We start from the raw sequence: 25234 nt of genomic DNA, 5'->3' as shown, positions 1-25234 counted from the left end.
AGTTCATGAGCCAGACATTTCTCCTGTCTTCCGTCGCCCTCGCGGCGCTCGCCGCTTCGGCGGTTCCGGCCTGGCGCCGCCTGGAGCTTTCGCGCGCCAAGCATCCTTCGCTGACCGGCCATTCGCGCATGGCCAAGCGGGTCGCGGCGCAGCTTCCGGGCTACGCCTACGACGACCAGCGCTTCTACGATTCCGATGGCGCCCCTGCCGACGTGGTGGCACGGCGCCGGGCCGGCTTCGAGGCGCTGTCGCGGCTCCTGAAGACGCGCCATGCGCAGTCGATCGCAGCCACGCGCGCCGCACGCCCTTCGGTGTCGGACCTGCAGTTCACCAGCAGCTACCGCGTGCCCTTCCAGTACAGCCCCCATGTGCGCGAGCACCTGCCGGTGGGCGCCTTCATGCAGGCCGCGAGCGGCGTCACGCTGCAGGACCTGGACGGCCAGGAGTTCTACGACCTCACCGGCTCGTACGGCGTCAACCTGCTGGGCGTGGATTTCTACAAGGCGTGCATCGCCGAGGGCAGCCGGATCGCCGAGCCGCTGGGGCCGGTGCTCGGGTCCTACCACCCCTCTGTGCTGGAGAACGTGCACCGGCTGCGCGAGATCTCCGGGCTCGATGAGATCTCGTTCCACATGTCCGGCACAGAGGCCGTGATGCAGGCGGTGCGCCTCGCGCGCTACCACACGCGGCGCACGCATCTGGTGCGCTTCTGCGGCGCCTACCACGGCTGGTGGGAGGACGTGCAGCCCGGGGTCGGCAACCCGCTGCAGCCGCATGAGACCTACACCTTGCGCGAGATGGACGAGCGGTCGCTGCAGGTGCTGCGCAAGCGCCGCGACATCGCCTGCGTGCTGGTCAATCCGCTGCAGGCGCTGCATCCCAACCTCGGCGCCCCGGGCGATTCCTCGCTGGTGGACAGCAGCCGACGCGCGGACTTCGACCGCGTCGCGTACACCGAGTGGCTGCACAAGCTGCGCAAGGTCTGCACCGAGCGCGGCATCGTGCTGATCCTCGACGAGATCTTCGTCGGCTTCCGGCTCGCGCCCGGCGGCGCGCAGGAGTATTTCGGGGTGAAGGCCGACATGGTGACCTACGGCAAGACGCTGGGCGGCGGCCTGCCGATCGGCGTGGTGTGCGGCCGCGCCGACCTGATGAAGCGCTACCGCGAGGAGCGGCCGGCCGACATCTGCTTCGCGCGCGGCACCTTCAATGCGCACCCCTACGTGATGGGCGCGATGAACGCCTTCCTGCGGCGCATCGAGACGCCGGAGGTGCGTGCGCTCTACGACGATCTCGACGAGCGCTGGAACGGCCGCGCACGCGATCTCAACGACCGCCTCGCACGGGCCGATCTGCCGGTGCGGGTGGCCAACCTGTCGTCGATCTGGACCGTGCTGTACACCGCGCCGGGCCGCTACAACTGGCTGCTGCAGTACTACCTGCGCGCCCAGGGACTGGCGCTGAGCTGGGTCGGCAGCGGCCGGCTGATCTTCAGCCTCAACTACACCGATGCCGATTTCGAGCAGGTGGCCGGGCGCTTCGTGGCCGCCGCCCGGGCCATGCAGCAGGACGGCTGGTGGTGGCACGATGCCGCGCTGACCAACAAGGCGATCAAGCGCGGCATCCTGCGCGAGATGCTCGCGCAGCGATTCGGCTTCTGAGCGCACTCAGGCGCGGTGCCCGGTCCCGTGCGCGGGATCGATCAGCTCGCCGCGCAGCAGGTGCAGGGGTGCACGGTGATACAGCTTGATGTCGTGGAACGGGTCGGTGAGGATCTTCGTCATCCACACCAGCCCGGTCTTCACGTCCTTCAGCAGGAAGAGATGGAAGGTGCGGAACAAGAGGCCGCCCGCGCCCAGCACCAGCCAGGCGAGACCGACCTGTCGCACGTAGCCTGCGATGCCGGTGCTCGGGTCCATGAGGCCGAACAGCGTGCGGTCCCACCACAGCACGACCGGCACCGCGACCCACAGCGCCATCAGCACCACCTTGCGCCGCAGGTTGTAGCCGACCTTGATTTCTTCCTTGTATTCGTGCGTGGCGTGGTTCACCTCGTCGTAGCCCCTGGGCTCGAAGAAGAAGTGGCCCGCCTGGCGGCTGGTCATCGACACGCCCCAGCCGAGCAGCGCGGCGATCACCGGGTCGATGAACAGCAGCACGTAGGCGATCACGAAGCTGATCGCGCTCACGAGGTGCAGCGACTGGTTGATGCGGCTGTGGTGGTAATAGCGATGATCGTCCCAGCGCTGGATCTGAAGGTTGCGCAAGAAGTCGTTCACGGGCTCTCCTGGTGGTCTGGGGGGTGGACGGCGCCGCAACGGCGCGGCGCGTGACGGCATCGTGACGCTCGTGCGTGAATTCTTGGTGACGGTGTGCGGACCGTCATCGCTTTGTCGCCAACAGCCGCCAGCATGCGCGACATGAGCTCATCGCTTGGTCCGATCGTCGTCGAGCACATGCCGCCCGCCCGGCGCTCGATGCGCATCGCGGTGGTCACCGAGACCTACCCGCCCGAAGTCAATGGCGTGGCCCTCACCCTGCAACGCGTGGTGGAGGGACTGCGCGCGCTGCAGCACGACATCCAGCTCGTGCGGCCGCGCCAGACGGACGGCGACCTCGCCCGACGCCTGGACCGGCTCGACGAGGTGCTGGTGCGCGGCGTGCCGATCCCGCGCTATCCCGAGATGAAGATGGGCATGCCCGCCAACAAGGCGCTGGTGCAGCTCTGGAGCCGCCAGCGGCCGGACCTGGTCTACATCGCCACCGAAGGGCCGCTGGGCTGGTCGGCGCTGCAGGTCGCGCGCAAGCTCCGGCTGCCGGTGTGCTCGGACTTCCGCACCAACTTCCACGTCTACAGCCGGCACTACGGCATCGGCTGGCTGTACCGGCCGATCATGAGCTACCTGCGCAAGTTCCATAACCGCACCGCCTTCACCATGGTGCCCAGCGAGAGCCTGCGCCAGCAGCTGCGCGGACACGGCTTCGAACGGCTGGTGCTGGTCACGCGCGGCGTCGACACCGGCCAGTTCAGCCCGGCGCGGCGCAGCGAGGCGCTGCGCGCGCAATGGGGCGTCACGCCCGACACGCCGGTGGCGCTGTACGTGGGGCGGCTGGCCACCGAGAAGAACCTCGACGCGCTGGCCAACGCCTTCCGCGCCATGCAGGCCCAGAACGCGGCCACGCGGCTGGTGGTGGTGGGCGAAGGCCCTGCCGCGCAGCAGCTCGCCGCCGCGGTGCCGGACGCGATCTTCGCCGGCACGCGACGCGGCGAGGACCTCGGCGCGCACTACGCCTCCAGCGACCTGTTCGTCTTCCCGAGCATGACCGAGACCTTCGGCAACGTCACGCTCGAGGCCATGGCCAGCGGCCTCGCGGTGCTGGCCTACGACCACGCGAGCGCCGGCCAGATGATCCACAGCGGCAGCAACGGCATGCTCGCGCCATTGGGCGACGAGCAGGCCTTCGTGCGCATGGCGCGCGAGCTCGTCGCCGGCGGGCGCGAGGCCGCGCAGCGGATGGGCCAGCGCGCCCGCCAGAGCGCCGGCGAGGCCGGCTGGGACCGCATCGTCGCGCAGGTGGAGGAAGTGCTGTACGCCACCATCGCCGAAGGCGAGACGCCGCGCGTCGCCGATGCGCGCGGGCGCACCATGGCCGGCGCGGCCTGAAGCACGCGTGAAGCAGCGGCCGCGCGAGGCGGTCAGCGCAAGGTCGTGAACTGGCTGTCCGCGCTCGGGCCGAGCCGGCGTTCCATGCCCTGCTCGCGCCAGATCAGGAGCGCGATCGCCGAGGCCACCAGCAGCCCCAGGAGCCACATCAGCGGCACGATCGGCACGTCCATCGCGATCAGCGCCGCATAGCCGGCCAGCATCATCAGGACGTTGAAGTTCTCGTTGAAGCCCTGCACCGCGATCGAACGGCCCGCGCTGAGCAGGTTGTAGCCGCGGTGCTGCAGCAAGGCGTTGAGCGGCACCACCAGGATGCCGCCCACCGCGCCGACGAACATCAGCAGCGGCACCGCCAGCCACAGCGAATCGGTGGAAGCCACCAAGGGCATGCACAGCCCCAGCAGCACGCCGGCCGGCAGCACCCGCTTGGCGCGGCCCAGCGCCACGTGGCGCCCCGCGATCCCGGCGCCGGCGATCACGCCGGCCGCCACCGCCACCTGCAGGTAGGCCGCGCGCTCCAGCGTGAGGCCCAAGAGCTCGGTCGCCCATTTGAGGACCGCGAACTGCAGGGTCGCGCCCACGCCCCAGAAGATGCTGGTGACCGCGAGCGAAAGACCGCCGTCGCGATCGCTCCACAGCGTGCGGTTCGCGCCGCGGAATTCGCGCACCAGCGCCATCAGGTGCAGCTGCGTCGGCGGCGCATAGCGCGCACCGCTGTCGGGCACGCCGGCATTCATCAGCGCCGCGATCAGGTATGCGGCCAGCAGCACCGCCATCGACAGCTGCAGGCTGCTGTCGGCGCACGCGGCAAGCCAATCACGCAGTGCCGCGCTGGCCGTCGAGCCGCGCAGCAGGTCGGCCACCAGCAGCCCGCCAAGCACCGTGCCCAGCAGCGCCGCGCAGACCACCGAGACCTCGATCCATCCGTTGGCCGCCACCAGGCGGCGCGGGCCCACCATCTCGGTGACCAGCCCGTACTTGGCCGGCGCGTACGCCGCAGCGCCGAAGCCCACCACCGCGAAGGCCACGAGCGGATTGACGCCGGCCATGAGCAAGGCGACGCCGGCCAGCTTGACCCCGTTCATCGCGGTCATCAGCCGGGCCTTGGGCATGGCGTCGGCCAGCGGCCCGATCACGGGCGCGAGCAGCACGTAGGACAGCGTGAAGGCGAACTTGAGCAGCGGCGCCCACCAGACGGGCGAGCCGCGCTCCTGCAGCAGCGCGATGGCGACGATCAGCAGTGCGTTGTCCGCCAGCGCGGAGATCGCCTGCCCCGCGATCAGCAAGTAGAAGCCCCGCGGCATTCAGCGGGTGCGGCAGGGCGCCATGTCTTGATCCATGGACGCCGATGGTCGCCGGGCGCGATGACGCCCGCGTGAAGGCAGCGCGATGACAGCCGGGCGGCCCGCCCGCTACTGCATTTCCTTGAGCACGGTCCAGCCGGACTCGATGTGCTTGCGCATCGAGAGCACGGCCGCCGACGCGTCGCCGCTGGCGAGCGCATCGAGGATCTCGTCGTGCTCCTTGACCGCGTCGGCCCCGCGCCCCTGGGCGGCATTGATCAGGTCGAAGGGATAGCGCGCCCACAGGATCTGCACGAAGTGCAGCGTCTGCGGCATGGCCGCGATGTCGTACATGCGGCGATGGAAGCGGTAGTTGATGCCGCGGGCCATGGCGCGGTTGCCGGTCTCGAAGGCCTTGGCGAATTCGTCCGCCAGCGCGCGCAGCTCGGCCAGGTCTTCGGAGGTGGCGCGCTCGGCCGCGCCGCGCACCAGTTGCGCCTCGAGCATCAGGCGCAGGCTCAGGATCTCGCCGGACGCCGCGGCGTCGAAGGGCACCACGCGGGCGCCGCGATAGGAATCGCCGCTGACGTAGCCCTCGGCCTCCAGCAGCTTGAGCGCCTCGCGCACGGGGGTGATGCTCAGGTTGAGCTGCTCGGCGATCTCGGCCTGCTTGAGGCGCGAGCCGCGCTGGTAGACCCCGGAAATGATCCTCTCCCGGAGGTAGTCCGCGACCTGTTCTTCTTTGGTTCGGTATTCCATCCGGTTCGGCTCGGGTATCGCTCGGCGCGCTCGATTCTAAGCGGCCGTCCGGGGCGCAAGTTCGGCCATGATCCGGCGCGCACGCTCGACCACGGGCCGGTCGATCATCTTGCCGTCGAGCGCGGTCGCGGCGCCGGCGCTGGCCTCGAAGGCGGCCAGCACGCGCCGGGCCCAGGCGCGCTCTTCCTCGCTCGGCTCGAAGGCCTGGTTCACCGCCCCAACCTGCGCGGGATGGATGCACAGCTTGCCGCCGAAGCCGAACCGGCGCGAGCTAAGCGCGTCCTCGCGCATGCGGGCGGCATCGCTGAAGTTCACGCTGACGCCGTCCACCGGCGCCTCGAGGCCGGCGAGACGCGACTGCAGGACGATCTGGACGCGCACGGAGGTCATCGCCTCGCCCTCGTCCGCGATGCCGCTGTCGATGCCGAAGTCCACGCTGCCGAAGGCGATGCGCGACAGCCCGCGCACGGCGCACAGCGCCGGCAGGTCGAAGTAGCCGGCCACCGTCTCCAGCAAGGCGACCACCGGCCGGCCGTGCAGCACGGAAACGGCGTGTGCGAGCGACGGCCGGTCGGCCTTGGCCAGCATCACGCCGGCATGGGGAAAAGCCTGCAGCATGGCGAGGTCCGCCTCATGCCACGCGGTGTCCGCGGCGTTGATGCGCACCAGCGCATGGCCGCCGCGCTTGAGCCAGCCGGCGACCGCGTCGCGCGCCACGGTCTTGGCCTCGGGCGCCACGGCGTCCTCGAGGTCCAGCACCACCTGGTGCGCGCCGGAGGCCGCGGCCTTGTCGAAGCGGTCCGGCCGGTGGCCCGGCACGAACAGGAGGCTGCGGGCGGCGCCCATCACTCGAACACCACGTCCTGCGAGCTCGCCAGCCTGCAGAAGCGCTTGAGCCCGGCGATGGACTGCGCGTGTTCCTCGGCCGAGAGGGCGCAGCAGCAGTCCTCCAGCACGACCATTTCGTAGTCGCGGTCGTGGCCGTCGCGCACCGTGGCCTGCACCACCGCATTGGTGGAGATGCCCGAGCAGTAGATGCGCCGGATGCCCCTGGCGCGCAGGATGGCTTCGAGGCTGGTGCTGTAGAACGGGCTCACGCGGTGCTTGACGATGTCGAAGTCGCCCGGCTGCATGCCCAGGTCGGGGTGGACCTCGGTGCCCCAGGTGCCGAGCTTGAAGATGCCGTTCTTGCGCGCGCCCGAGAAGATCGGCGACTCGGGCGGGCATTCGCGGTAGTCGGGCGAGAAGCCCACGCGCACGAAGCCGATGTGCACGCCGGCCGCACGCGCCTTGTCGAGCGCCTGGCGTGTGTTCTCGATGATGCGGCGGCCACGCACCTGCTCGCCGTAGGCCGCCTTGCCGTTCGGGCCGTCGGCGTGCACGAGGTCGTTCTCCATGTCGAGCACGAGGTAGATCGAATCTTTCATTGAAACTTCCTTCAGGTCATGTGAAGCGGCGGTGGGTCAGAGGATGACCTCGCGCGCCTCGAGTTCGGCGCGCCGGGCCCGCGACAGGCCCAGCAGTTCGCCGTAGACGTAATCTTCGTCCTGTCCGAGGGCCGGCGTGAGCCGGCGGATGCCGACGTCGCCCGAGCGGCTGAAGCGCGCGGGCGCACCCACCGCCAGCCGCGCCGGAATGTCCGGTGCGCTCACCTCGGTCAGCGCGCCCCGGCTTCGCAGGTGCGCATCGTCGGCGATGTCCTTCATGTTCCAGGACACATGCGCGCAGACGCCGGCCTTCTGCAGCCGCGCGGCCGTCTCGTCCGCATCGCAGCGCGCGAGCCAGCGGGCGACCAGCGCGTCGAGTTCCGGCCGATGGTCGCGCCGCCCCTTCGCGGTCTCGAAGCGCGGATCGTCGGCGGATTGCTGCCCCAGCACGCGTTGCAATGCCCTCCAGTCCGTATCGTTCCGCACCGCGAGGGTCAGCCAGCGATCGGGCCTTGCGGTCGCATAGATGCCGTGCGGCGCCATGGCCGCGTCGGCGTTGCCGGTGCGGACCGGCTCATCGCCGGCGCTCGCCTGCACCAGCGCATCGCCGATCATGGCCGAGGCCACTTCGCGCGCCGCCAGGTCCACATGCTGCGCGCGCCCGGTGCGGCGGCGCTGGTGCAGGGCCGCGATCGTCGCCAGCGCGGCGTGCACGCCGGCCGAGTGGTCCATGACGTGCCGCATCTCCACCGGCGGGCCGTCGGCGTAGCCGGTCATCCAGCCCAGGCCGCCCCAGGCGCCGAAGAGCGGCGCATAGCCGGCGAAGTGCGAATCGGGCCCGCTCTGCCCGCAGGAGGAGAGCGAGAGCAGCACGATGTCCGGCTTGGCTTCGCGCAGCGCATCGAAATCGAGCCCCAACCGCTTCATCACGCCGGGCCGGAAGCTCTCGGCCGCCACATCGGACAGGGCCACGATGCGCCTGGCCAGCGCCACCGCCTCGGGCTGCTTGAGATTGAGCCGCACCGACAGCTTGTTGGCCGACACCTGGTCGAAGGTGGCCGCCTGCATGCGCCCGTACACCGCATGGGGCTTGCGGAAGGCATCGGGCCGGGTGCGGCTCTCGATCTTGATGCACTCGGCCCCCAGCTGCGACAGCAGGTGCGTGCAGAAGGGCCCGGCGGCATGGATCGTGAAGTCGGCGATGCGCACACCGGCCAGCGGAGCTGGTAGCTGCTTCATACCTGGAGTGCCTCCTCGTTCATCTCGCCCAGCGCGGGCACCGCGCCGCCTCGCTCGAGCGGCGTGCAGCGGAACTGGAAAGGCGCGACCAGCACGTCCACTTCGCCGCCGTCCTCCAGCGTGGCCGGGCCGAACAGGCCGCGCGCGGATTCGTGCTCGCCGCTGATCACTTCCGCAGGCGTGCGGTACTTGGCCGCCGGCACGCCGAGCTCCTGCGCGCGCCGGACGATGTCCTCCACCGCATGCCGGGCCATCCACTCGCGGATGTGCCGGTTGAGCTCGTCGCCGCGGCGGCTGCGCTCGAGCGGATCGTGCAGCGCCTCGTCGAGGGCCCAGTCGGGCCGCCCCATGAGTTCGACGAGGCCGCTCCACTGGCGGTCTTCCAGCGTCAGCAGTTCCAGATAGCCGTCCAGCGTCTCGAACACGCCGCCGTAGCGGAAGCGCCGCGTGGTCCGGTGCTCCAGCGATCCGTCGCCCAGGCGCTGCAGCGCGAAGGCGCCCACCGACAGCGTCGCGTCCTGCACCGACACGTCCACGTACTGCCCGCCCTGGAGCGGCACCGCCCACCATGCGGCCAGCGCGCACATCGCGGCGGTGCTGCCGCCCTGGTAGCCCGCGAAGTGTCCATAGATCTTCAGCGGCGGGCGATCCGGAAAGAGCTCGTTCGACAGCCCGTTGGGCAGCAGGTAGCCCTCGCCGCCCGCATGCAGCAGGTTGACCTCCTCGGCGCACCAGCGCGTCTTGGGCCCGCTGGCGCCGAAGGGCAGCACGCTCACATGCACCAGTCGCGGATGGCGCTCGGCAACCTCGTGGGAATCGAGGTTCATGGCCGAGCGCTCCGCCAGCGGCGTGTCGTCCATGAGGATGTCCGCCTGCGCGAGCTGCCGCTGCAGCAGGGCCTGGCCGTCCGCAGTGCGCGGATCGCACACGAGGCTGCGCTTGCCCACCGACAGATACGCGAAGAGCGCGCTGCCGTCGCTGCCCTGCAGCAGCGGCGGCGCGTGCCGCAGGGGCGATCCGTGCTCGGGCTCCAGCATCACGACCTCCGCGCCCATCGCGGCCAGCAGCCGGCCCGCGTAGGCCGCCGCCACCGAGCGCGAGCGCTCGACGACGCGGCAGCCGGCCAGGGGCCGGTCGAGCTGCGGCGAATCTTCCTTCGATTGCATGCGCACTCCCCCTTGCGTACGGATGGCCGGTGGCCTCAGCGGACCACGGGCAGTTCGAGGTCCACGGCCGAACCGTCGATGAAGGCCGGCAGCTTCACGTCGCGCGACGGCAGGGCCACGGTGGCGAGCCCCGGCGTCGTGACTTCGCCGCGCTGGTTGACGGCGGCGATCTCGATGTCCACCAGGCCGATCTTGTCCTTGACGTACTTGCGCAGGACCTTGCCCTTGCAGAAGGTGGTGTCGCCGACGATGTTGAAGCGGCGCATCTCGGTGCGAACACGCTTGAGCACGCCGGCATCGCCCATCCAGTTGGTCACGAGCGAGCACATCCAAGCAGAACGCTGCGGACCGTAGTCGTAGGTGCCCGGCACGCCGACTTCCTTGGCCACCGATTCGCGGTGATGGCCGATGCCCGTGTACTCGACACCGCCGCCGGCCTCCGGGTTGCGGAAGAAATGACCCGGGTGCTTGACCGCCGCCTGGAGCACGACGCCGTGCGTGTGGCCGCGACCGCAGCCGACGAGGAAGCCCATCGTGTCCATCAGCGACAGCGGACCGCGCGCGATGGTCGGCAGCTCCTCGCCCTCGCGCACCTCTTCCCAGTAGCGCACGTTGGCGCCGCGGATCTTCCTGGCTTCGTCGAGCACGAGCTCGTCGATGCGATCGCGTTCTTCCTCCGAGTACTCGTGCTGCTCGATGTCCTTGTACTTGCCGGTGTCGCGCGCAGCCTTGCGTTCATGGCGCGTGCAGGTGCCCAGCGCGCGCGCCACCAGCTCGCTGCGCTGGTTGTAGTAGCAGGCTTCGACGTACTGCAGCACCAGGCGTCCGGAGAACTTGCTTTCCTTTTCCTCGACGCCGACCACGCGCTCGATCGCCGAGATGCGGTCGCCCGGGCGCACATGGCGGAACAGCTCCCAGTCGTTGCCGGCATAGAAGCCGTGCACGCCGGGCAGGCCCCAGCGGGTGCGGCCGAGCCAGCCGAAGGCCATCGGGAACATCGGGTGCGCGACGATCGATCCGTAGCGCGTCGCGGGGCCGTAGCCGGTTTCGCGGTAGAGCGGGTTCAGGTCGCCGATGCCGTTGCACCAGTTGCGCAGGGTGTCCGCGGTTGCGTCCTGCAGATACGGGCCTTCGGGACGAAGGTGCAGGCCGATCATCGCCTTGGCGGCGGCGATGGCCTCGTCGGTGATCAGGCCTTCGGCGGGGCGATTGCCGACGTCGGATTGAGGGGGGGTTGCGATGGCAGTGCTCACGTTGATGCTCCTAAAGGGCAGGTTGACATATCAAATGCAGAATGCATTCTTCTTGGAAAAGCAATCAGGCTTCGAAAAGGGCGCGGCATCGACTCACTCGCTGCGGATGCCAGCGGCCTGGATGATGGCGCCCCACTTCTTGCGCTCGGCCTTCACGAAGGCATCGAGCTCTGGGGCGGACATGGATTTGGGCTCGACCCCGATCTCCATCATCCGGCGGCGCATCTCGGGCTGTTGCAGCGCACGCTGCATGTGTTCGCTGAGCTTGCGGACGATCTCGGGCGGCGTGCCGCGCGGCGCAAACAATGCATCCCAGGCGACCACGTCGAAGCCTGGCACACCTTGCTCCGAAACCGGCTTGACCCCCGGCAGCATCTCGCTGGCATGCAGCGAGGTGATGGCCAGCGCGCGCAGCTTGCCGCTGGCGATGTGCGTGCGCGACGCGGTCACGGTGTCGATGACCAGCGGGATCTGTCCGCCGAGGACATCGGTCATCGATTGACTCGACGACTTGTAGTTGACCGCGAAAAGCGGTGCCTGCGCCTCTTTCACGAACTGCGCGAAGACCACCTGGGCGGTCGTGCTCGGCAGGCCGACATTGAGCGTATCGGGCCTGGCGCGCGCGCCGGCGATGAGCTCGGCGATTCCGTTGGCCGGGAAGTCCGGCGACGAGGTGCAGAACACCATCGGCAGCAGGCCGATCATGCCGACCGCTTCGAGATCCGTCGCCGGACTGAAACCGGGGGTCGCGAACAGGAACTCGTTGGCCGCATTGGTGGCGTTGGTGCCGAGCAGGAAGGTGTACCCGTCCGGCGCCGCCTTGGCCGCGGCCGCGGCGCCGATGTTGCCGCCGACCCCCGCGCGGTTGTCGATGACGAAGCTCTGGCCCAGCGTCTTCTGCAGCTCCTGCGTGAGCAGGCGCGTGAGCACATCGGCGCCCTGCCCGGCTGCGTAGGGCACGATGATCCGCACCGGTCGCTCGGGCCACGCGGTTTGCGCGATCGAGCGCTGCGGCAGAACGCCGAGAGCAAGGACCGCGGCCATGCCGGTACACAGCACGCTGCGACGGATCGGCTGCAGGAGGGCCTTCATTGCATTCATGCGGTTCTCCATCGCGCTCAGGCCGCCAGCGCCAGGCCCGGCCGGGGCCACGGAGCCGCGAGCAGTTGCCCGTAGCCCGACAACGTGATGAAGGCGGTGCGCCGATCGGGTCCGCCGAAGCAGATGTTGGTGCAGTAGCCTTCCGGCGCCTCGTGGAACTCGAGCAGTTCGCCCGCCGGCGAGAACACGCTGATGCCGCCGTGCACCAGCGTCGCCACGCAGATGTTTCCGCTCTCCTCCACCGCCAGCGAGTCGAAGCGGTGGTAGCCGCCGAGGCCGTGCACGAGCGTTCCGCCGTTGGGCGAAGGCCAGGGCGCGAGGCCCAGTTCGCCCGGCCCCTTGACCGGGTAGGACCACAGGCGGCTCGTCTCCGTCTCGGAGACGTAGAGCGTGCGTCCGTCCGGCGACAGTCCCACGCCGTTGGGCGTGAGCACCGGATGCGCTGCGCGGCGGATGAAGCGCCTGTCGGTGCGCGCGTAATACACCGCGCCGCGCAGGATTCGGTCCTCGAAGGTCTTGCCGAAGTCGGTGAACCAGAAGCCGCCCTCGCCGTCGAAGACGATGTCGTTGGGCCCATGCAGCGGGATGCCGTCGCAGTGCGTGTAGAGCATCTCCACCGCGCCGGTCTTCAGGTCCACGCGCTGGATCGCGCCGCCCTCGTAGTCCGCCGCGGGGCCCGTGGGCCGCGTGAAGCCGGCATCGGTGCGCCAGCTGAAGCCGCCGTTGTTGCAGATGTAGCAATTCCCATCCGGCCCGATCGCCGCGCCATTGGGGCCGCCGCCGAGCGTTGCGACGACCTGCAGCCGGCCGTCGGGCTGCACACGCATCAATCGCGCGCCTTCGATCTCGACCACCAGCACGCTGCCGTCGGGCATGGCGATCGGCCCTTCGGGAAAGCGCAGGCCCTCGGCCATCACGCGGCCTTGCAGCTTGAGTTGCTTCATGGCTTGATGTCTCCGCTCATGCATGTGCGGCCTGCGCCGCTTCGGCGCGTGCACCGAGGTAGGCGTCGATCGCACGCTGGCGACCTTCGCGGCTGCCCAGTGCGGCCGAATCCAGTTCACCCACGATGTGCCCATGGCGCATCACCCAGGCACGCGATGCCAGCCTGGCGGCCGCGTGGAAGCTCTGCTCGACCAGCAGTGCGCTGAGCCTGTGCTCGCTCTGGATGCGCGCGAGCCGCTCGTAGACGCGCGCCACGAGCAGCGGCGCAAGACCGAGCGAAGGCTCGTCGAGCAGCAGCAGGCGCGGCGCCGACATCAGCCCGCGGCCGATGGCCAGCATCTGCTGCTCGCCACCGCTCAGGAGTCCCGCCGGCGCCCGCAGGCGATTGGCGATCTCGGGGAAGAAGTCGAGCACCATCTGCTGGCGCTGCGTGCGGGTACGGCCGTCGACGAAATACGAACCGAGCGTGAGGTTCTCCGCCACGCTGAGGTCGGTCACGATCGCGCGGCCCTCGGGCACATAGACGATCCCGGCGCGAAAGCGCTGCGCCGCGTCGAGTCGGCTGATGTCCTGTCCGTCGAAGACGACGCGGCCCTGCGCAGGTTCCAGCCCCGCGATCGCGCGCAAGGTGCTCGACTTGCCGGCACCGTTCGCGCCCAGCAGCGCCGCGACGCTGCCTTCGCCCATGGCGAGCGAGACGCCATGCACCACGGGGCCCGCGCCGTAGCTCACGCTCAAGGCCTCGATGCGCAGCAGCTCACTCATCGTCGTCTCCCAGGTAAACCCGCACCACGTCGGCGTTGCCGCGGATCTGCGCCGGCGTGCCCGAGGCCAGCAGGGTGCCGACGTTGAGCACGTGGATGCTGTCGCACACCTCCATGATCAGGTCCATGTCGTGCTCGACGACCACCAGCACCAGTTCCGGCGAGCGCAGCTTCCTGAGCGCGTTCGACAGGTCGCGCGTTTCCACCGAATTCAGGCCCGCCGCCGGTTCGTCCAGCAGCAGCACGCGCGGCTGCCCGGCAATGGCGCGCGCGATCTCCGCGAGTCGCAGCACGCCCGGGGGCAGTTGCGACGGGGATTCGTCCGCGACCTGCGCGATGCCCAGGCGCGACAGCGCGGCCAAAGCCAGCTCGCGGTTGTTCGCGCGCTCGGCGCGGCCCTGCGGCAGCGGCAGGAAGGCGTCGAGCCAGCCCGCGCGGCTCTGGCGGTGCAGTCCGATCGCGACGTTCTCAACCACCGACAGCTCGGGGCACAGCGCCACATGCTGGAAGCTGCGCGAGAAGCCGAGCGCCGCGCGCCCCGTGGGCGGCACGCCTTCGAGCTTCAGGTCGCCCAGGCGGATGCTGCCCACCTGCGGCGAGTACAGGCCCGTGAGGCAGTTGAAGAAGCTCGTCTTGCCCGCGCCATTGGGGCCGATCAGTCCGGTGATCTCGCCCGGCCTGAGCTGCAGGCTGATCTTCTGCAGCACCTGGATGCCGCCGAAGGAAAGCGACAGACCCTGCACCGCGAGCGGCGCCGGCTGCATCACTGCCGCGCTCATGCGTGACCTCCTTCGAGACGCTTGCGCAAAGATGCGGGCAGCGCGTTCACACCCAGCACCACCGCGAGCAGCGCGCCGCCATAGAGGATCGGCACCCAGTCGCCCGCACCCGCCAGCAGCAGCGGCATCAGCGTGAGGAACAAGGCGCCGATGAAGCTGCCGATGAAGCTCAGCGAATAGAGGCTCACCACCGAACCCACCAGCAGGAAGATCGAGGTCCACAGCGTGAAGCTGTTGGGCGACACGGTCGACGAGCTGAAGGACAGCAGCGCCCCGCCGATGGCCGCGATCGCTGCGCTGAGCGCCATGCACGACAGCCGCGCCCAACTGCGCCGCACGCCAAAGGACTCCGCAGCCGGTGCCGAAGTGCGGATCAGCAGCAGCGCCATCGCCTGCCGCGAGCGCCGGAACTGCCACAGCGCCAGCACCACGACCACCAGCCCCGCGAGTGGCAGGTAGTAGCGCTGCAGTTCGCGCGACATGCCGGGCAAGGCATCGCGCTTGACGTACAGGCCCTCGTAGCCGCCGGTGAGCTTCGAGAAGTACAGCAGCACCTCGGGCAGCGCGAGCGCCAGCGCCATGGTCGCCACCGCGAGATAGATGCCCGAGAGCTTGCGCGACGGATAGGCGAACACCAGCCCCAGCAGCGCGCCCGCGACCGCGGCCAGCGGCAGGCTCACCAGCAGCGAGAGGCCGAGGTACTTTTCCGCGAGGGCCACCACATAGGCGCCCACCGCGACGAAGACGCCGTGGCCGATCGACACCTCGCCGCCGTAGCGGACCATGAAGCTCACCGCGAGCAGCGCGATCGCATTGGCGAAGCACAGGCCCAGCGTGAACGTCCAGTAGCCGCCCGCGACCCACGGCAGGAGCACCAGCACCGCGCCGAGCACGACCGCGGCCCAAGGAAGCTGCCGCGTGGCCGCGGGCCTTGTCTCGGCCGCTGGCGCGTGCGTGGCGCCGACCATGGCCGCCTCAGACACGGGCACCTCCGCGAACCGCCAGCACGCCCTGGGGGAACAGGTTGAGCACCAGCAGGATCGTCACCAGCATGTAGCTGTTGTTGAACTCCGCCGCCACGTAGAAGGACAGCAGGTTCATCAGCACGCCGATGAAGATGCCGCCGACCACCGCGCCGGGCAGGCTGGCGAAGCCGCCGACGACCGCCGCGGCAAAGGCCTGCAGCATGAAGGACGCCACGCTGGTGGATGACAGGAAGGTGGTCGGCACGATCAGCAGCGAAGCGACCAGCCCCAACAGGCCCGCCACGACCCACGAGAACAGATGGATCCGCCGCAGGCTCAGCCCGCACACGCGGCTGGCGAAGGGATGGGCCGACACTGCACGGAACGCGATGCCGATGCGCGTGCGCTCGATCAGCAGGTAGAGCGCGCCGATCACCAGCAGCGTGGCGCCGAGCACCGCGAGGTCGTAGGACGAGACGCGGATCGCGCCCAGGTCGATGCGCCACGCGGGCAGCGGCAGTTCGAGCGACACCACGTTGGAGCCGAACACCAGTTGCGTGATGCCCTGCGTGACGAGGCCCACGCCCAAGGTAGCGATGGTGCTGGTGAGGTCCGACTTGAACACCAGCGGCGCGATGAGCAGGTAGGCCAGCGCCATCGCCGCCACCATGATCGCCAGCGACAGAATGACCGCCGCGCCCCACGCCATGTTGCCGAGGATGCCGCCGGTGAAGCCGAACACCAGGAAGGCCGCGAGGCCCGCGAGATTGCCGTGCGCGAAGTTCACGACCATCGAGCTCTTGTAGATCAGCACGATGCCGATCGCGCCCATCGCATAGAGGCATCCGCTCACGATGCCCGCCCACACGAGACCCAGGAAGTCGGCCATGGCGTGTCAGGCCTTTGCTTCGGAGAGGTGCTGGTTGCGGTCCACCATCTCGATGACCGCGGGGAAGTAGCGGCCGCTGAAGCCGTGGGCCGCCGTAGCCGCGTAGTAGCGCCGCGCCAGCTCGGTGACATGCGCGGCGACGCCGGTCTGCCCGGCCAGTTCGAGCACGTAGGAGATGTCCTTGAGCACGTACTCGGGCGAGAAGGACTTGTCGGGAAAGCTGCGCGGCAGCATCGCCTTGCGCCCATGGTTGCGCAGCACGAAGCTGTCGCCGGAACCCTTGGAGACCGCGTCGAGCAGCGTCTCGGGCTTCACGCCCGCGCGCTCGCCCAGCACCATCATCTCGGCCAGCGCGACGGTGTTCTCGAACACCAGCGCGTTGTTGATCAGCTTCACCACCTGGCCGCAGCCGACGTCGCCGCACAGCGTGACGTCGGTGCCGATGTAGCGCAGCAAGGGCTCGATGCGCTCGAACAGCGCCGGCTGCGCGCCGACCATGATGCTGAGCTCGCCGCGTTGTGCCGCCTCGCGTGTGCGGGCCACCGGCGCGTCGGCGAACTGCACGTCGCGCTCAGCGAGCCGCTGCGCAACGCTGCGGGCCGATGCCACCGTGGTGGTGCTCAGGTCGACGATCACCCGTGGCCGGCGCGCACCCGCTGCAAGTCCCTGCTCGCCGAGGCACACCGATTCGACCGCGGGGCCGCCCGGCAGCGACAGGAAGACGATGTCGGCCTGCGCGGCCAGCTCGCCGAGCGTCTGCACGCGGCGCGCCTTCGTGCCCTGCACCGCCTCGAAGGCCGATTCGCTGGTGTCGAAGGCCCGCAGCTCGCCGGCGTGCTTGAGCGCCATGTTGCGGCACATCGGACCGCCCATCACGCCCAGGCCCACGAAGCCGATCACCGGAGGGGATTGCTCTGTCATGGCTCGCTCCCTGCGCTCAGTCCATCCACATGCCGCCGCTGATGTCGAGCGACGTGCCGGTGATCCAGTTGGAAGCGGGCGAGCAGAGGAAGAGCGCCGCTTGCGCGATGTCCTCCGCATTGCCGTAGCGCCCTAGCGGCACGGTGGCGTTGGCCGACGGCGCGGCGCTGCCGGTGACGTTGGCCCACATCGCGGTCTCCACCGGTCCGGGTGCCAGCGTGTTGGCGTAGACGCCGTGCGGCGCGCCGGCCTTGGCGATCCAGCGCATCATCCCGTGCACCGCCGCCTTCGACGACACGTAGGCCGGGCCGGAGGCGACGCCGCCGTTCTTGGCGGCGATCGAGCCGGCCGCGAGGATCTTTCCATAGCCGCGCTCGCACATCAGCGGGAACAGCTTGCGCGCCGGATTGACGACGCCGCGCACGTTGACTTGCATGATCGCGTCCCACTCTTCGTCCGTGCTGTCGCCGAGCGGGGTGCGCGCGATGATGCCGGCGCAGAGAACGAGGATGTCGATGCGGCCGTGCTTGGCGATCACGGCGTCGATCACGTCGTCGGTGGCGGCGCGCGAGGTCACGTCGTAGCGGCGGTACTCGATGCCCGCGCCCATGTCTTCGTTCTCGGCGCGGTCCGTCGCGATGACGCGCGCACCCGCTGCCTTGAACGCGGCCGAGATGGCCCGGCCCATACCGCCGGCGCCGCCGGTGATGAAGGCCACCTGGCCTTCCAGGCTGGCGGGGCCGCTCAGATGTTGTGCCATTCCACTTGCTCCTGATGAAGTTGTTTGTTGCGGGATCGCCGCGCGTGTCAGCGGAAGGACGCGCTGGCCGACATGGCGAGCTCGCCGGCCGGTCCGCGGGCCCAGAGCGCGAGCGTTCCGCCCTCGCCCTCGCGGCCTTCGACGCGGAACGGATGCGAGACGAACAGCGGATTGACGCCGCGGAACTCGAAGCTCGCGAGCGCGCGTCCGCCGCCGTGTTCCATTGCGAGCCCCTGCAGCAGGGTCGCGGTCAGCGGGCCATGCACCACGAGGTCCGGATAGCCCTCTTCGTCGCGCGCGTAGGCCTGGTCGTAGTGAATGCGGTGGCCGTTGAAGGTCAGCGCCGAATAGCGGAACAGCAGCGTGGTGTCGGGCACGATCTCGCGGCCCCATTGCGCGACGTCGTCATGGCGCGCCGGCGTCGGCGCTACGGCGCCCGGGGGTGTCGCCTCGCGGTAGACGATGTCCTGCTCTTCGACGATGCAGTCCACCCCTTCGCACTGCGTGGTGTGCTGCACCGTGACGAACCAGAGCGAGCCGCGCTTGCCGACCTTGTTCTCGACCTTCTGGATGCGGCTCCTTCTTGTCGCGCTCGAGCCCACGGGCAGGTCCGCCAGGTAGCGGATGCGGCTGCCGGCCCACATGCGCCGCGGCAGTTCGATCGGCGGCAGGAATCCGCCACGGCGCGGGTGGCCGTCCACGCCGAGTCCGCGGCGCGGCACCGCCGGGTTGAAGAACATCCATTGCCAGCCCGGCGGCAGCGCATCGCCCAGGCGCGGGCTGCTTTCGAGGTCGAGCGTGGCCGCCATGGTCTCGGCGGCGTGGACCGAGATGCGCTCGGTGCGCTCCTCTTCGCGGCCGATCCAGCTTTCGTAGGAAGCAGTCAACGGTCGCACCTCACGAGATCCTGGCGTCGAAGACCGCGGCCGGATAAGGCCGGAAGTCGCGCACCATCTTGAAGCTGCCGTCGGCCGCGGCCTGGATGATGGCTTCCTGGCGCGCACCGCGGTGGTCGCCCGACTTGAAGCTCACGCCGCGCGCGCCGCCCACGGTCTGGTCGGTCAGGGTTTCCATCACGTCCACGAGGCTGGCGCGCGTGAGCGGCTTGCCGCTGGCCAGGAGCGTCTTGAAGCCCTTCACGAACAGCGCGCCGTTGCTCCAGCCATTGAGGCCGAAGACGCCGATGGGATCGGCCGGGAAGTGCTTCGCGACCTGCTCGCGGTAGGCCTTGATGTCGGCATCGTCGGCCGTGACCGGCATCAGCCACGAGGAGAAATAGGTGCCGTCGAGCAGGTTGCCGGCCAGCTTGCGGGTGGTCGGGTCGGCCGTGAAGAAGGGCGCCATCCACTTGGCCTGGTAGCCGACGCGGTCGGCGGCCTTCAATGCGGCCGCGAGATTGGCGTTGGAGCCGAAGAGGATGACCACGTCCGCCTTCGCATTGGCGAGACGCCGCACGTGCGGCGTGAAGTCGGTGTTGCGCACCTCGAAGGGAATGGACTCGGCCGCTTCCTTCTTCACGGTCTCCATGTGCAGGTCGAAGCCGCGCTTGGCCGAGCGGCCGAGTTCGTCGTTCTCCCACAGCAGCGCCACGCGGCCGGCCTTGAGATCGCCGAGCGCGTAGTCCAGGTTGGCCGCGGCCGACCAACCGTAGTCGGGCAGAAGCGGGAAGACGAGCCGCTCGGAGAACAGCGCGGTGGCGCCGCCGATGGGGCCGATCATGGGCAGCCCCACTTCCTTGGCATAGGGAATCACCGCGACCGATTGCGCGGTTCCCACCGGCGCGGCGAGCGCGAAGACCTTGTTCTCTTCCACCAGCCGGCGCGTGACTGCCACGCTGCGCGCGGGCTCGTAGCCGTCGTCATAGCTGACGTAGTTGATCTTCCAGCCGTCCAGGGCGTTGGTCTCGTTGGCCCACTTGAAGCAGGCCTCCGCCGCGTGCGTGAGGATCGTGTAGAAGGGCACCGGTCCCGTGATCGGGGTGAAGGCGCCGACCGTCACGGTCCTGGTCGCCGCATCGATGCCCGGCGCGGCCTGCTGCGCGGGCACCCAGGTGGGCAGCGCCACCGATGCCGCCGCAACCCCGGTGGAGAGAAAAGTCCTTCTACGCATGGTTGTCTCCTGAACTGGAAGAAAAGAATCGTTTCGAACCGCCCAAGAATGCATTCTATAAGTTGCACCATGCCCCGATTCCTAAGGGTTTTCCTGTGAATGATGACATTTTCTTGTCGGACGTGCACTTATAGAATGCATTCTCAAGGAGTCAAACGAAGCCATGAGCCATCCGCCCCTCGCCGGCAAGCGCGTGATCGAACTCGGCACGATGCTGGCCGCGCCTTTCGCCACACACATCCTTTCGCAGCTGGGCGCGGAGGTGATCAAGGTCGAGCCGCCCGCGGGCGACCCGACGCGCAGCCTCGTTCGCGGCGGCCCGAGCGGCACCTTCATCGCCTACAGCCACGGCAAGAAAAGCGTCTGCATCGACCTGTCGAAGCAAGACGGGCAGGCCGCGCTGCGCGCGCTGCTCGCGGGCGCCGATGCGCTGGTCCACAACCTCGCGCCGCGCGCCGCGCGCAAGCTGGGCGTGACGCGCGAAGCCTGCGCGAAGATCAATCCGGCCCTCATCTATTGCCACATCCGCGGCTATACCGGCGGCCCGCAGGAAGACGACCTCGCATCGAACCCCGTGGCGGAGGCGGCCACCGGCGTGATGGACGCCAACCGCGTCGACGGCCGGCCGAGCCGCCTCGGGCCCTCCTACCACGATCAGTTCGCCGGTGCGTACGCCGTGATCGGCATCCTGGCGTCGATGCTGCAGCCCCGGCAGGAGAGCGCCCAGGGCCACGTCGAGATCGGGCTGTACGAAACCGGGCTGCATGTCGCATCGCGCGACCTCGTGGGCGTGCAGCTCAAGACGCAGCTGCTCGGGCGTCCCGAGCGCGAGCCGCATGGCGAGTTCAGCATGCCGGGCTATGGCGCGTATCGCACGGCCGACGAGCGCTGGCTCTACCTGCTCATGCTCACCGACGGGCACTGGCTCAAGTTCTGCGAATCCATGGGCCTGCCGCAGGCTTCGGATCCGACGCTGGCCACGCTGCGCCTGCGCAAGAAGGCGCGCGAACAGGTCGAGGATCTGGTCCGCGGCGCGATCTCGCAGCATGGCTTCGACGATGTGGTCGCGCGTCTCAAGGCCGCGGGCGTGGGCTGCACCGAAGTGCTGCCGCTGGAGCGCGTGCTCGACGCGCCGCAGTCGCAGCAGCCGGGCAAGACACGCGCGCTGCACTTTCGCGGCCTGGCTTTCCAGGCACCCGAATTCCCGCGCCTGCACGCCGCCACCGACGGCGTGCAGACCCTGCCGCCGGCCGAGCTGGGTGAACACACGCTGGAAGTCCTCGAAGCCGCGGGCATCACCGGCGCACAGCGCGACGCCCTGCTCGCATCCGGCGCGGTGGTCGCGGCCAGGCCCGGCGCATTCGGCTGGGCACCGGTGCGCGAAGCCGCCTGACACGACGCGAGAGAGCAGGCACCATGCTCGAACAAGGAGACACAAGTGAACCCTTCCATCACCCGCAGAGGCGCCGTGCTCGGCGGTCTTTCCTGTCTGATTGGAGCTGCGGCCTTTCCCGCGCAGGCGGCCGCCTATCCTGAGCGTCCGGTTCGCCTGTTGATCGGCTTTCCGCCCGCCGGCGGCGCTGACTTCGTGGGCCGGCTCGTGGCCCAGCGCATGAGCCAGACGCTGGGCGGCAACGTCATCGTCGAGAACAAGGCAGGCGCCAACGGCATGATCGCGGCGGCCGACGTGGCGCGCTCGCAAGCGGACGGCTACACGCTGCTTCTGGGCGTGACCGCGAGCCAGTCCATCAGCCCCGTGCTGGTGACGAAGCCGCTCTACGATCCCTTGCGGGACTTCACGCCGATCAGCATGGTCGGCTTCACGCCGCTGGTGCTGGTCGTCAACCCCAAGCTGCCGGTCAGGTCAGTGGGCGAGTTCATCGGCTACGTCAAGGAGAGCAAGGAACCGGTGCCCTACGGCTCGGCCGGCATCGGCAACATCACGCACATGGCGGCCGAACTCTTCGTGCAGACCACCGGCGCCAGCCAGCTTCGGCATATTCCGTACAAGGGAAGCGGGCAGGTCATCACCGACCTGATCGGCGGGCAGGTGCAGGCCTACTTCGACACGCTGCCCTCGTCCCTGCCCTTCATCCAGAGCGGGCAGTTGCGTGCCCTGGCGGTGACCGGACAAGCACGCTCCGCTGCCGCACCCGACATCCCGACCATGCAGGAAGCCGGCCTTGCCGACTACAGCCCCACGACATGGTTCGGTGTCCTGGCGCCCCCCAGACTCGACAGCGCCATCGCGCAGCAGCTCAACGCCGCGCTCGAACAGGGCTTCAGCGATGCGGAGTCCCGCAAGGGGCTGACCGTCCGGGGCGTGGAACCCGTACTCAACAGCCCGGCCGAATTCCGCGCCGAGCTCGAAGCCGACCTGTCCCGCTGGCGCGGCGTCACGCGCAAGGCAGGCATCACGCTCGAGTAGCCGGCTGTCCGTGGCGGCGCCGGCCGCCGAGCAGCGCTATGCCGAATGCCCGCTGCGCGCGACCAGGATCACGCCGACGATGATCACGCCGATGCCCAGCCAGCGCTGCAGGCCGACGCTCTCGCCGAACAGCCACCATGCGAGCAGCGCGTTGACGACGTAGCCGATCGACAGCATCGGGTAGGCGATGCTGACCTCCACCCGCGACAGCGCGACGATCCACACGACCACGCTGATGCCATAGCAGGCCAGCCCGCCGAGGATGCCGGGATGCATCGCGAGGCCCATGGCGGTGCGCCAGAGCGCGTTCGCGCCGGCCGACATGTTGATTTCGCCGACGCTGTTGGCGCCGGCCTTGAGCAGCAGCTGTGCGGCTGCGTTCAGCAGCACGCCGCTGAGGATCCAGAGGAAATCGATGACTTTCATTGATTGCTAAGAAGGCCGGCACCCGATGGCGTCCCACATGGAACGGCGGCGCCCGATCATATGACGCGCCGCAAGGGGTTCGCGGCGGTGCGGCGGTGGGGACAGTCCGAGGCTCGAGGGAACCGATCCCGAGGACCGGCGCCGAAGCGCCCTCTACCAGCGCCTGCGAACTGTCTGGCTCGATCTTGAACCAGAAATCTTACGCTCGCGTGAAACGCGGTCATTCCTGCCGTTTGGCCGCCTGTGCATGGACCAGCCTGTCCATGCGCAGGCGCTGGCGCTCATCCGTGATCAGGCGGGCCGCCAGCAGCACCGAGCCGATCGAGGCCAGGGCACCGGCGCCCGTCAGCAACAGCAAGAGCAGGATCTGGTACTTCGCCGATTCGATCGGATCCATGCCCGCGAGCAACTGTCCGGTCATGATCCCGGGCAAGGTGATGATGCCCGCGGCCGACATCTGGTTGATGATCGGGATGATGCCGCGCCGGATCGACGTCCGCACCAGTTCCCTGAGCGCCTCGCGGATGGTTTCACCCAGCGCGAGCTGCGCCTCGATCGCCGTCCGCCGCACCGCCACGCCGTCGAAGAAGCTGTCGAGCCCCAGACTCGCGGAATTGAGCACGCTGCCGAGCACGATGCCCAGCAGCGGAATGGCGTAGCGCGGGTCGTGCCATGGCTCGGGCCGGATCGCGGTGAGCAGGGCCAGCACCACCGTCGCCACGCTCGACACCGACACGGTGGCCGCGGCAATGCCGTAGTTGCCGCCCTTGCGCAGGCGCCACTCGGGCCGCACCGCCACTTCCCGGGCCGCGGCGGCCATCATCACCGCGGCCACGAGCGCCGTGAAGGCAGGCGACTGGGACTGGAACACCAGCCTGAGCACGTAGCCGACCAGCAGCAGTTGCACCACCATCCGCAGTGCTGCCCAGAGCACCTGGCGATGCACGCCCAACTGCAGGACCATCGAGGCGATGGCATTCGCGAGCACCAGCGTGGCCGCGAGCGCGATGTCGGTGAATTGCAGCTGGATGACGTTCATGCGCTCTGCAGGGCCCGATCGGCCACGGTGAGACGACGATGCCCGACGCGCCCGGCCTGCTCCTCCGAGTGGGTCACCCAAAGGACTGCGGTTCCCCTCGCGGTCTCCTGGCGCAGCAAGGCCTCGTAGGCCAGGGTGGACGCCTGGTCGAGCGACGCCGTCGGCTCGTCCAGCAACAGCGCCGATGGACCGCGCGACAGCGACCTGATCAATGCCAGCCGCTGGCGCTCGCCTGTCGAGAGATGCATGAGCTCGGCGTCGAGGATGGCGTCCGGCAGGCCCAGTGCGGCGACCATCGCCTGCACCTTGCCGATGTCGACACCGCCGAAGTGCTGGCGCACGACCGGCGACCACCATGCCGGCTCGGCCGGCTGGTAGATGACCCGGCGACGCCAGTCCGGCCCGCTCAGCGCTTCGCGGCGGACGCCGTCCAGTTCCACCGCGCCGGTCCGGGGCGGATCGAGGTCCGCGATCAGTCTCAGCAGCACGGTCTTGCCGGCACCCGACTTGCCCATGAGGACCACGCACTCGCCGGCATCGACATGGAGATCGAACGGTCCCGCGAGCTCGGAGCGAAGACCATGCACGCGAAGCCGGGGGATCGATGAGGACATGCGCGCTTTTTACAGGGCTTTCATGACCGTGGCGACCGTGTTCGGCGTCTTTGCGGCCTATGCGCCAGGCCCGCGCTCCACAGCAACATCCTTTGCCTTCAACGCCGCGTTGCATTCGGAGCAGACGGTGACCGGGTCGAACAGATGACCGCATCCGACGTGCCGGTGTAGCAGGGGCCTGCCGGCCTTCCCCGCCATATGCACGTCGCCCCAATGCACGATGGCCATCAGAACCGGATGCAAATCCAGGCCTTTTGGCGTTAGCTTGTACTCGTAACGCGGTGGCGACTCCTGGTAGGCCACCTTCTTGAGAACGCCCGCGTCGACCAGCTTGCCAAGCCGGTCCGCGAGCATGGGACGCGAGATGTCCAGTCGCTCCTGGAACTCGTCGAATCGACGGACGCCCAGGAAGCAGTCCCTCAGCACGAGCAAGGTCCACCGGTCACCGATGACCGACACCGTGCGCGCCACCGACCTGGAGGTGATCGCCGCCGAACTTCAAGAGGCGGGACTCGACATGCAAGCGCTTCTCGCCGCGAGCCGGACACCCGAAGTCAAAGCAAAGCTGCTCGCCAACACCGAGGACGCGTTCCGTCGGGGTGCCTTCGGGTCGCCGACATTCTTCGTCGACAGCGAAATGTTCTTCGGCAAAGACCGGTTGCGGGATGTCGAGGAAGAAGCCACCCGCGCCTAGAAGCAAAC

The 25234-nt window shown here is 69.1% G+C and carries 26 protein-coding genes and 1 pseudogene; 5 read left to right on the top strand and 22 right to left on the bottom strand.

Annotated features, from left to right (window positions below; translation table 11 throughout):
* Positions 1 to 5: 5 nt before the first annotated feature.
* A complete protein-coding gene (locus VAR608DRAFT_RS08200; RefSeq protein WP_088953613.1) occupies positions 6 to 1661 on the top strand; it encodes an aminotransferase class III-fold pyridoxal phosphate-dependent enzyme in 1656 nt (551 codons plus the stop codon).
* 6 nt (positions 1662 to 1667) lie between these two features.
* Here VAR608DRAFT_RS08200 and VAR608DRAFT_RS08195 read toward each other — a convergent pair whose 3' ends face one another.
* Positions 1668 to 2279 (bottom strand): hypothetical protein, encoded by a 612-nt coding sequence (locus VAR608DRAFT_RS08195; RefSeq protein WP_088953612.1) that lies wholly within the window; start codon positions 2277 to 2279, stop codon positions 1668 to 1670.
* A 141-nt stretch (positions 2280 to 2420) separates the two neighbouring features.
* Between VAR608DRAFT_RS08195 and VAR608DRAFT_RS08190 the strand changes: the two genes are divergently transcribed.
* Positions 2421 to 3665 carry a glycosyltransferase family 4 protein gene (locus tag VAR608DRAFT_RS08190; protein ID WP_231973354.1) on the top strand — a complete coding sequence of 415 codons (1245 nt, stop codon included), beginning with the start codon at positions 2421 to 2423 and terminating at the stop codon, positions 3663 to 3665.
* A 32-nt stretch (positions 3666 to 3697) separates the two neighbouring features.
* On the opposite strand, the gene lplT is transcribed toward VAR608DRAFT_RS08190, so the two are convergent.
* The 17 genes from lplT to VAR608DRAFT_RS08105 all read right to left on the bottom strand — a co-directional run bounded on the left by lplT (position 3698) and on the right by VAR608DRAFT_RS08105 (position 20025).
* Positions 3698 to 4969 carry a lysophospholipid transporter LplT gene (lplT, locus tag VAR608DRAFT_RS08185; RefSeq protein WP_088953610.1) on the bottom strand — a complete coding sequence of 424 codons (1272 nt, stop codon included), beginning with the start codon at positions 4967 to 4969 and terminating at the stop codon, positions 3698 to 3700.
* A 108-nt stretch (positions 4970 to 5077) separates the two neighbouring features.
* Positions 5078 to 5707 (bottom strand): GntR family transcriptional regulator, encoded by a 630-nt coding sequence (locus tag VAR608DRAFT_RS08180; protein ID WP_088953609.1) that lies wholly within the window; start codon positions 5705 to 5707, stop codon positions 5078 to 5080.
* 36 nt (positions 5708 to 5743) lie between these two features.
* Complete coding sequence (locus VAR608DRAFT_RS08175) at positions 5744 to 6553, bottom strand: HpcH/HpaI aldolase/citrate lyase family protein (RefSeq protein ID WP_088953608.1); 810 nt, start codon at positions 6551 to 6553, stop codon at positions 5744 to 5746.
* Complete coding sequence (locus VAR608DRAFT_RS08170; RefSeq protein ID WP_088953607.1) at positions 6553 to 7134, bottom strand: cysteine hydrolase; 582 nt, start codon at positions 7132 to 7134, stop codon at positions 6553 to 6555. Before VAR608DRAFT_RS08170 ends, VAR608DRAFT_RS08175 begins: the two co-directional genes overlap by 1 nt.
* A gap of 36 nt (positions 7135 to 7170) precedes the next feature.
* Entirely contained in the window at positions 7171 to 8373 is a 1203-nt protein-coding gene (locus VAR608DRAFT_RS08165) for a CaiB/BaiF CoA transferase family protein (RefSeq protein WP_088953606.1), read from the bottom strand.
* A complete protein-coding gene (locus VAR608DRAFT_RS08160; RefSeq protein ID WP_088953605.1) occupies positions 8370 to 9539 on the bottom strand; it encodes a CaiB/BaiF CoA transferase family protein in 1170 nt (389 codons plus the stop codon). The genes VAR608DRAFT_RS08165 and VAR608DRAFT_RS08160 overlap by 4 nt, the downstream gene beginning before the upstream one ends.
* 35 nt (positions 9540 to 9574) lie before the next feature.
* Positions 9575 to 10792, bottom strand: a complete 1218-nt coding sequence (locus VAR608DRAFT_RS08155) for an FAS1-like dehydratase domain-containing protein (RefSeq protein ID WP_231973352.1) — start codon at positions 10790 to 10792, stop codon at positions 9575 to 9577.
* A 93-nt stretch (positions 10793 to 10885) separates the two neighbouring features.
* Complete coding sequence (locus VAR608DRAFT_RS08150; RefSeq protein WP_197700492.1) at positions 10886 to 11893, bottom strand: Bug family tripartite tricarboxylate transporter substrate binding protein; 1008 nt, start codon at positions 11891 to 11893, stop codon at positions 10886 to 10888.
* Positions 11894 to 11910: 17 nt separating this feature from the next.
* Positions 11911 to 12837 (bottom strand): SMP-30/gluconolactonase/LRE family protein, encoded by a 927-nt coding sequence (locus VAR608DRAFT_RS08145; RefSeq protein WP_088953604.1) that lies wholly within the window; start codon positions 12835 to 12837, stop codon positions 11911 to 11913.
* A 16-nt stretch (positions 12838 to 12853) separates the two neighbouring features.
* Positions 12854 to 13603 (bottom strand): ABC transporter ATP-binding protein, encoded by a 750-nt coding sequence (locus VAR608DRAFT_RS08140; protein ID WP_088953603.1) that lies wholly within the window; start codon positions 13601 to 13603, stop codon positions 12854 to 12856.
* Entirely contained in the window at positions 13596 to 14381 is a 786-nt protein-coding gene (locus tag VAR608DRAFT_RS08135; RefSeq protein WP_088953602.1) for an ABC transporter ATP-binding protein, read from the bottom strand. Before VAR608DRAFT_RS08135 ends, VAR608DRAFT_RS08140 begins: the two co-directional genes overlap by 8 nt.
* Positions 14378 to 15364, bottom strand: a complete 987-nt coding sequence (locus VAR608DRAFT_RS08130) for a branched-chain amino acid ABC transporter permease (protein ID WP_231973350.1) — start codon at positions 15362 to 15364, stop codon at positions 14378 to 14380. Before VAR608DRAFT_RS08130 ends, VAR608DRAFT_RS08135 begins: the two co-directional genes overlap by 4 nt.
* Positions 15357 to 16235: a branched-chain amino acid ABC transporter permease gene (locus tag VAR608DRAFT_RS08125; protein WP_088953600.1), complete on the bottom strand. Its 879-nt coding sequence runs from the start codon at positions 16233 to 16235 to the stop codon at positions 15357 to 15359. The genes VAR608DRAFT_RS08130 and VAR608DRAFT_RS08125 overlap by 8 nt, the downstream gene beginning before the upstream one ends.
* A 6-nt stretch (positions 16236 to 16241) precedes the next feature.
* A complete protein-coding gene (locus VAR608DRAFT_RS08120; RefSeq protein ID WP_088953599.1) occupies positions 16242 to 17156 on the bottom strand; it encodes an NAD(P)-dependent oxidoreductase in 915 nt (304 codons plus the stop codon).
* Positions 17157 to 17172: 16 nt separating this feature from the next.
* The gene (locus VAR608DRAFT_RS08115; RefSeq protein ID WP_088953598.1) at positions 17173 to 17916 is read right to left on the bottom strand and encodes an SDR family NAD(P)-dependent oxidoreductase; all 744 of its coding nucleotides are present in this window, start codon (positions 17914 to 17916) and stop codon (positions 17173 to 17175) included.
* Between the two features lie 47 nt (positions 17917 to 17963).
* On the bottom strand, positions 17964 to 18803 hold the full coding sequence (locus tag VAR608DRAFT_RS08110; RefSeq protein ID WP_231973348.1) for an FAS1-like dehydratase domain-containing protein: 840 nt from the start codon (positions 18801 to 18803) through the stop codon (positions 17964 to 17966).
* Between the two features lie 10 nt (positions 18804 to 18813).
* Positions 18814 to 20025, bottom strand: coding sequence for an ABC transporter substrate-binding protein (locus VAR608DRAFT_RS08105; protein ID WP_088953597.1), 1212 nt, complete (start codon positions 20023 to 20025; stop codon positions 18814 to 18816).
* A gap of 163 nt (positions 20026 to 20188) precedes the next feature.
* Here VAR608DRAFT_RS08105 and VAR608DRAFT_RS08100 point away from each other — a divergent pair, with 163 nt between their 5' ends.
* Positions 20189 to 21418, top strand: a complete 1230-nt coding sequence (locus tag VAR608DRAFT_RS08100; protein WP_088953596.1) for a CaiB/BaiF CoA transferase family protein — start codon at positions 20189 to 20191, stop codon at positions 21416 to 21418.
* A gap of 45 nt (positions 21419 to 21463) precedes the next feature.
* Positions 21464 to 22453: a Bug family tripartite tricarboxylate transporter substrate binding protein gene (locus VAR608DRAFT_RS08095; RefSeq protein WP_088953595.1), complete on the top strand. Its 990-nt coding sequence runs from the start codon at positions 21464 to 21466 to the stop codon at positions 22451 to 22453.
* Between the two features lie 36 nt (positions 22454 to 22489).
* Here VAR608DRAFT_RS08095 and VAR608DRAFT_RS08090 read toward each other — a convergent pair whose 3' ends face one another.
* From VAR608DRAFT_RS08090 to VAR608DRAFT_RS08075, 4 genes are all read right to left on the bottom strand, one after another.
* On the bottom strand, positions 22490 to 22879 hold the full coding sequence (locus VAR608DRAFT_RS08090) for an SMR family transporter (protein WP_088953594.1): 390 nt from the start codon (positions 22877 to 22879) through the stop codon (positions 22490 to 22492).
* Positions 22880 to 23099: 220 nt separating this feature from the next.
* Positions 23100 to 23918, bottom strand: a complete 819-nt coding sequence (locus VAR608DRAFT_RS08085) for an ABC transporter permease (RefSeq protein WP_088953593.1) — start codon at positions 23916 to 23918, stop codon at positions 23100 to 23102.
* Complete coding sequence (locus VAR608DRAFT_RS08080; protein ID WP_088953592.1) at positions 23915 to 24532, bottom strand: ABC transporter ATP-binding protein; 618 nt, start codon at positions 24530 to 24532, stop codon at positions 23915 to 23917. Before VAR608DRAFT_RS08080 ends, VAR608DRAFT_RS08085 begins: the two co-directional genes overlap by 4 nt.
* 57 nt (positions 24533 to 24589) lie before the next feature.
* The gene (locus VAR608DRAFT_RS08075) at positions 24590 to 24991 is read right to left on the bottom strand and encodes a winged helix-turn-helix transcriptional regulator (RefSeq protein ID WP_231973346.1); all 402 of its coding nucleotides are present in this window, start codon (positions 24989 to 24991) and stop codon (positions 24590 to 24592) included.
* Positions 24992 to 25004: 13 nt separating this feature from the next.
* Here VAR608DRAFT_RS08075 and VAR608DRAFT_RS08070 point away from each other — a divergent pair.
* Positions 25005 to 25226: pseudogene (locus VAR608DRAFT_RS08070) on the top strand (DsbA family protein); the annotation flags it as partial.
* Between the last annotated feature and the right edge of the window lie 8 nt (positions 25227 to 25234).

The organism is Variovorax sp. HW608 (assembly GCF_900090195.1).
Taxonomy (GTDB): Bacteria; Pseudomonadota; Gammaproteobacteria; order Burkholderiales; family Burkholderiaceae_C; genus Variovorax.
This window is presented reverse-complemented; position numbering and strand designations above follow the sequence as displayed.

Bases quoted from the DNA above. Each gene is read 5' to 3' on its own strand.
- VAR608DRAFT_RS08125 (WP_088953600.1), bottom strand. From the start codon at position 16,235: ATGGCCGACTTCCTGGGTCTCGTGTGGGCGGGCATCGTGAGCGGATGC.
- VAR608DRAFT_RS08135 (WP_088953602.1), bottom strand. From the start codon at position 14,381: ATGAGCGCGGCAGTGATGCAGCCGGCGCCGCTCGCGGTGCAGGGTCTG.
- VAR608DRAFT_RS08160 (WP_088953605.1), bottom strand. From the start codon at position 9,539: ATGCAATCGAAGGAAGATTCGCCGCAGCTCGACCGGCCCCTGGCCGGC.
- VAR608DRAFT_RS08140 (WP_088953603.1), bottom strand. From the start codon at position 13,603: ATGAGTGAGCTGCTGCGCATCGAGGCCTTGAGCGTGAGCTACGGCGCG.
- VAR608DRAFT_RS08200 (WP_088953613.1), top strand. From the start codon at position 6: ATGAGCCAGACATTTCTCCTGTCTTCCGTCGCCCTCGCGGCGCTCGCC.
- VAR608DRAFT_RS08180 (WP_088953609.1), bottom strand. From the start codon at position 5,707: ATGGAATACCGAACCAAAGAAGAACAGGTCGCGGACTACCTCCGGGAG.
- VAR608DRAFT_RS08080 (WP_088953592.1), bottom strand. From the start codon at position 24,532: ATGTCCTCATCGATCCCCCGGCTTCGCGTGCATGGTCTTCGCTCCGAG.
- VAR608DRAFT_RS08100 (WP_088953596.1), top strand. From the start codon at position 20,189: ATGAGCCATCCGCCCCTCGCCGGCAAGCGCGTGATCGAACTCGGCACG.
- VAR608DRAFT_RS08165 (WP_088953606.1), bottom strand. From the start codon at position 8,373: ATGAAGCAGCTACCAGCTCCGCTGGCCGGTGTGCGCATCGCCGACTTC.
- VAR608DRAFT_RS08120 (WP_088953599.1), bottom strand. From the start codon at position 17,156: ATGACAGAGCAATCCCCTCCGGTGATCGGCTTCGTGGGCCTGGGCGTG.
- VAR608DRAFT_RS08170 (WP_088953607.1), bottom strand. From the start codon at position 7,134: ATGAAAGATTCGATCTACCTCGTGCTCGACATGGAGAACGACCTCGTG.
- lplT (WP_088953610.1), bottom strand. From the start codon at position 4,969: ATGCCGCGGGGCTTCTACTTGCTGATCGCGGGGCAGGCGATCTCCGCG.
- VAR608DRAFT_RS08150 (WP_197700492.1), bottom strand. From the start codon at position 11,893: ATGAATGCAATGAAGGCCCTCCTGCAGCCGATCCGTCGCAGCGTGCTG.
- VAR608DRAFT_RS08145 (WP_088953604.1), bottom strand. From the start codon at position 12,837: ATGAAGCAACTCAAGCTGCAAGGCCGCGTGATGGCCGAGGGCCTGCGC.
- VAR608DRAFT_RS08090 (WP_088953594.1), bottom strand. From the start codon at position 22,879: ATGAAAGTCATCGATTTCCTCTGGATCCTCAGCGGCGTGCTGCTGAAC.
- VAR608DRAFT_RS08190 (WP_231973354.1), top strand. From the start codon at position 2,421: ATGAGCTCATCGCTTGGTCCGATCGTCGTCGAGCACATGCCGCCCGCC.
- VAR608DRAFT_RS08115 (WP_088953598.1), bottom strand. From the start codon at position 17,916: ATGGCACAACATCTGAGCGGCCCCGCCAGCCTGGAAGGCCAGGTGGCC.
- VAR608DRAFT_RS08175 (WP_088953608.1), bottom strand. From the start codon at position 6,553: ATGGGCGCCGCCCGCAGCCTCCTGTTCGTGCCGGGCCACCGGCCGGAC.
- VAR608DRAFT_RS08105 (WP_088953597.1), bottom strand. From the start codon at position 20,025: ATGCGTAGAAGGACTTTTCTCTCCACCGGGGTTGCGGCGGCATCGGTG.
- VAR608DRAFT_RS08085 (WP_088953593.1), bottom strand. From the start codon at position 23,918: ATGAACGTCATCCAGCTGCAATTCACCGACATCGCGCTCGCGGCCACG.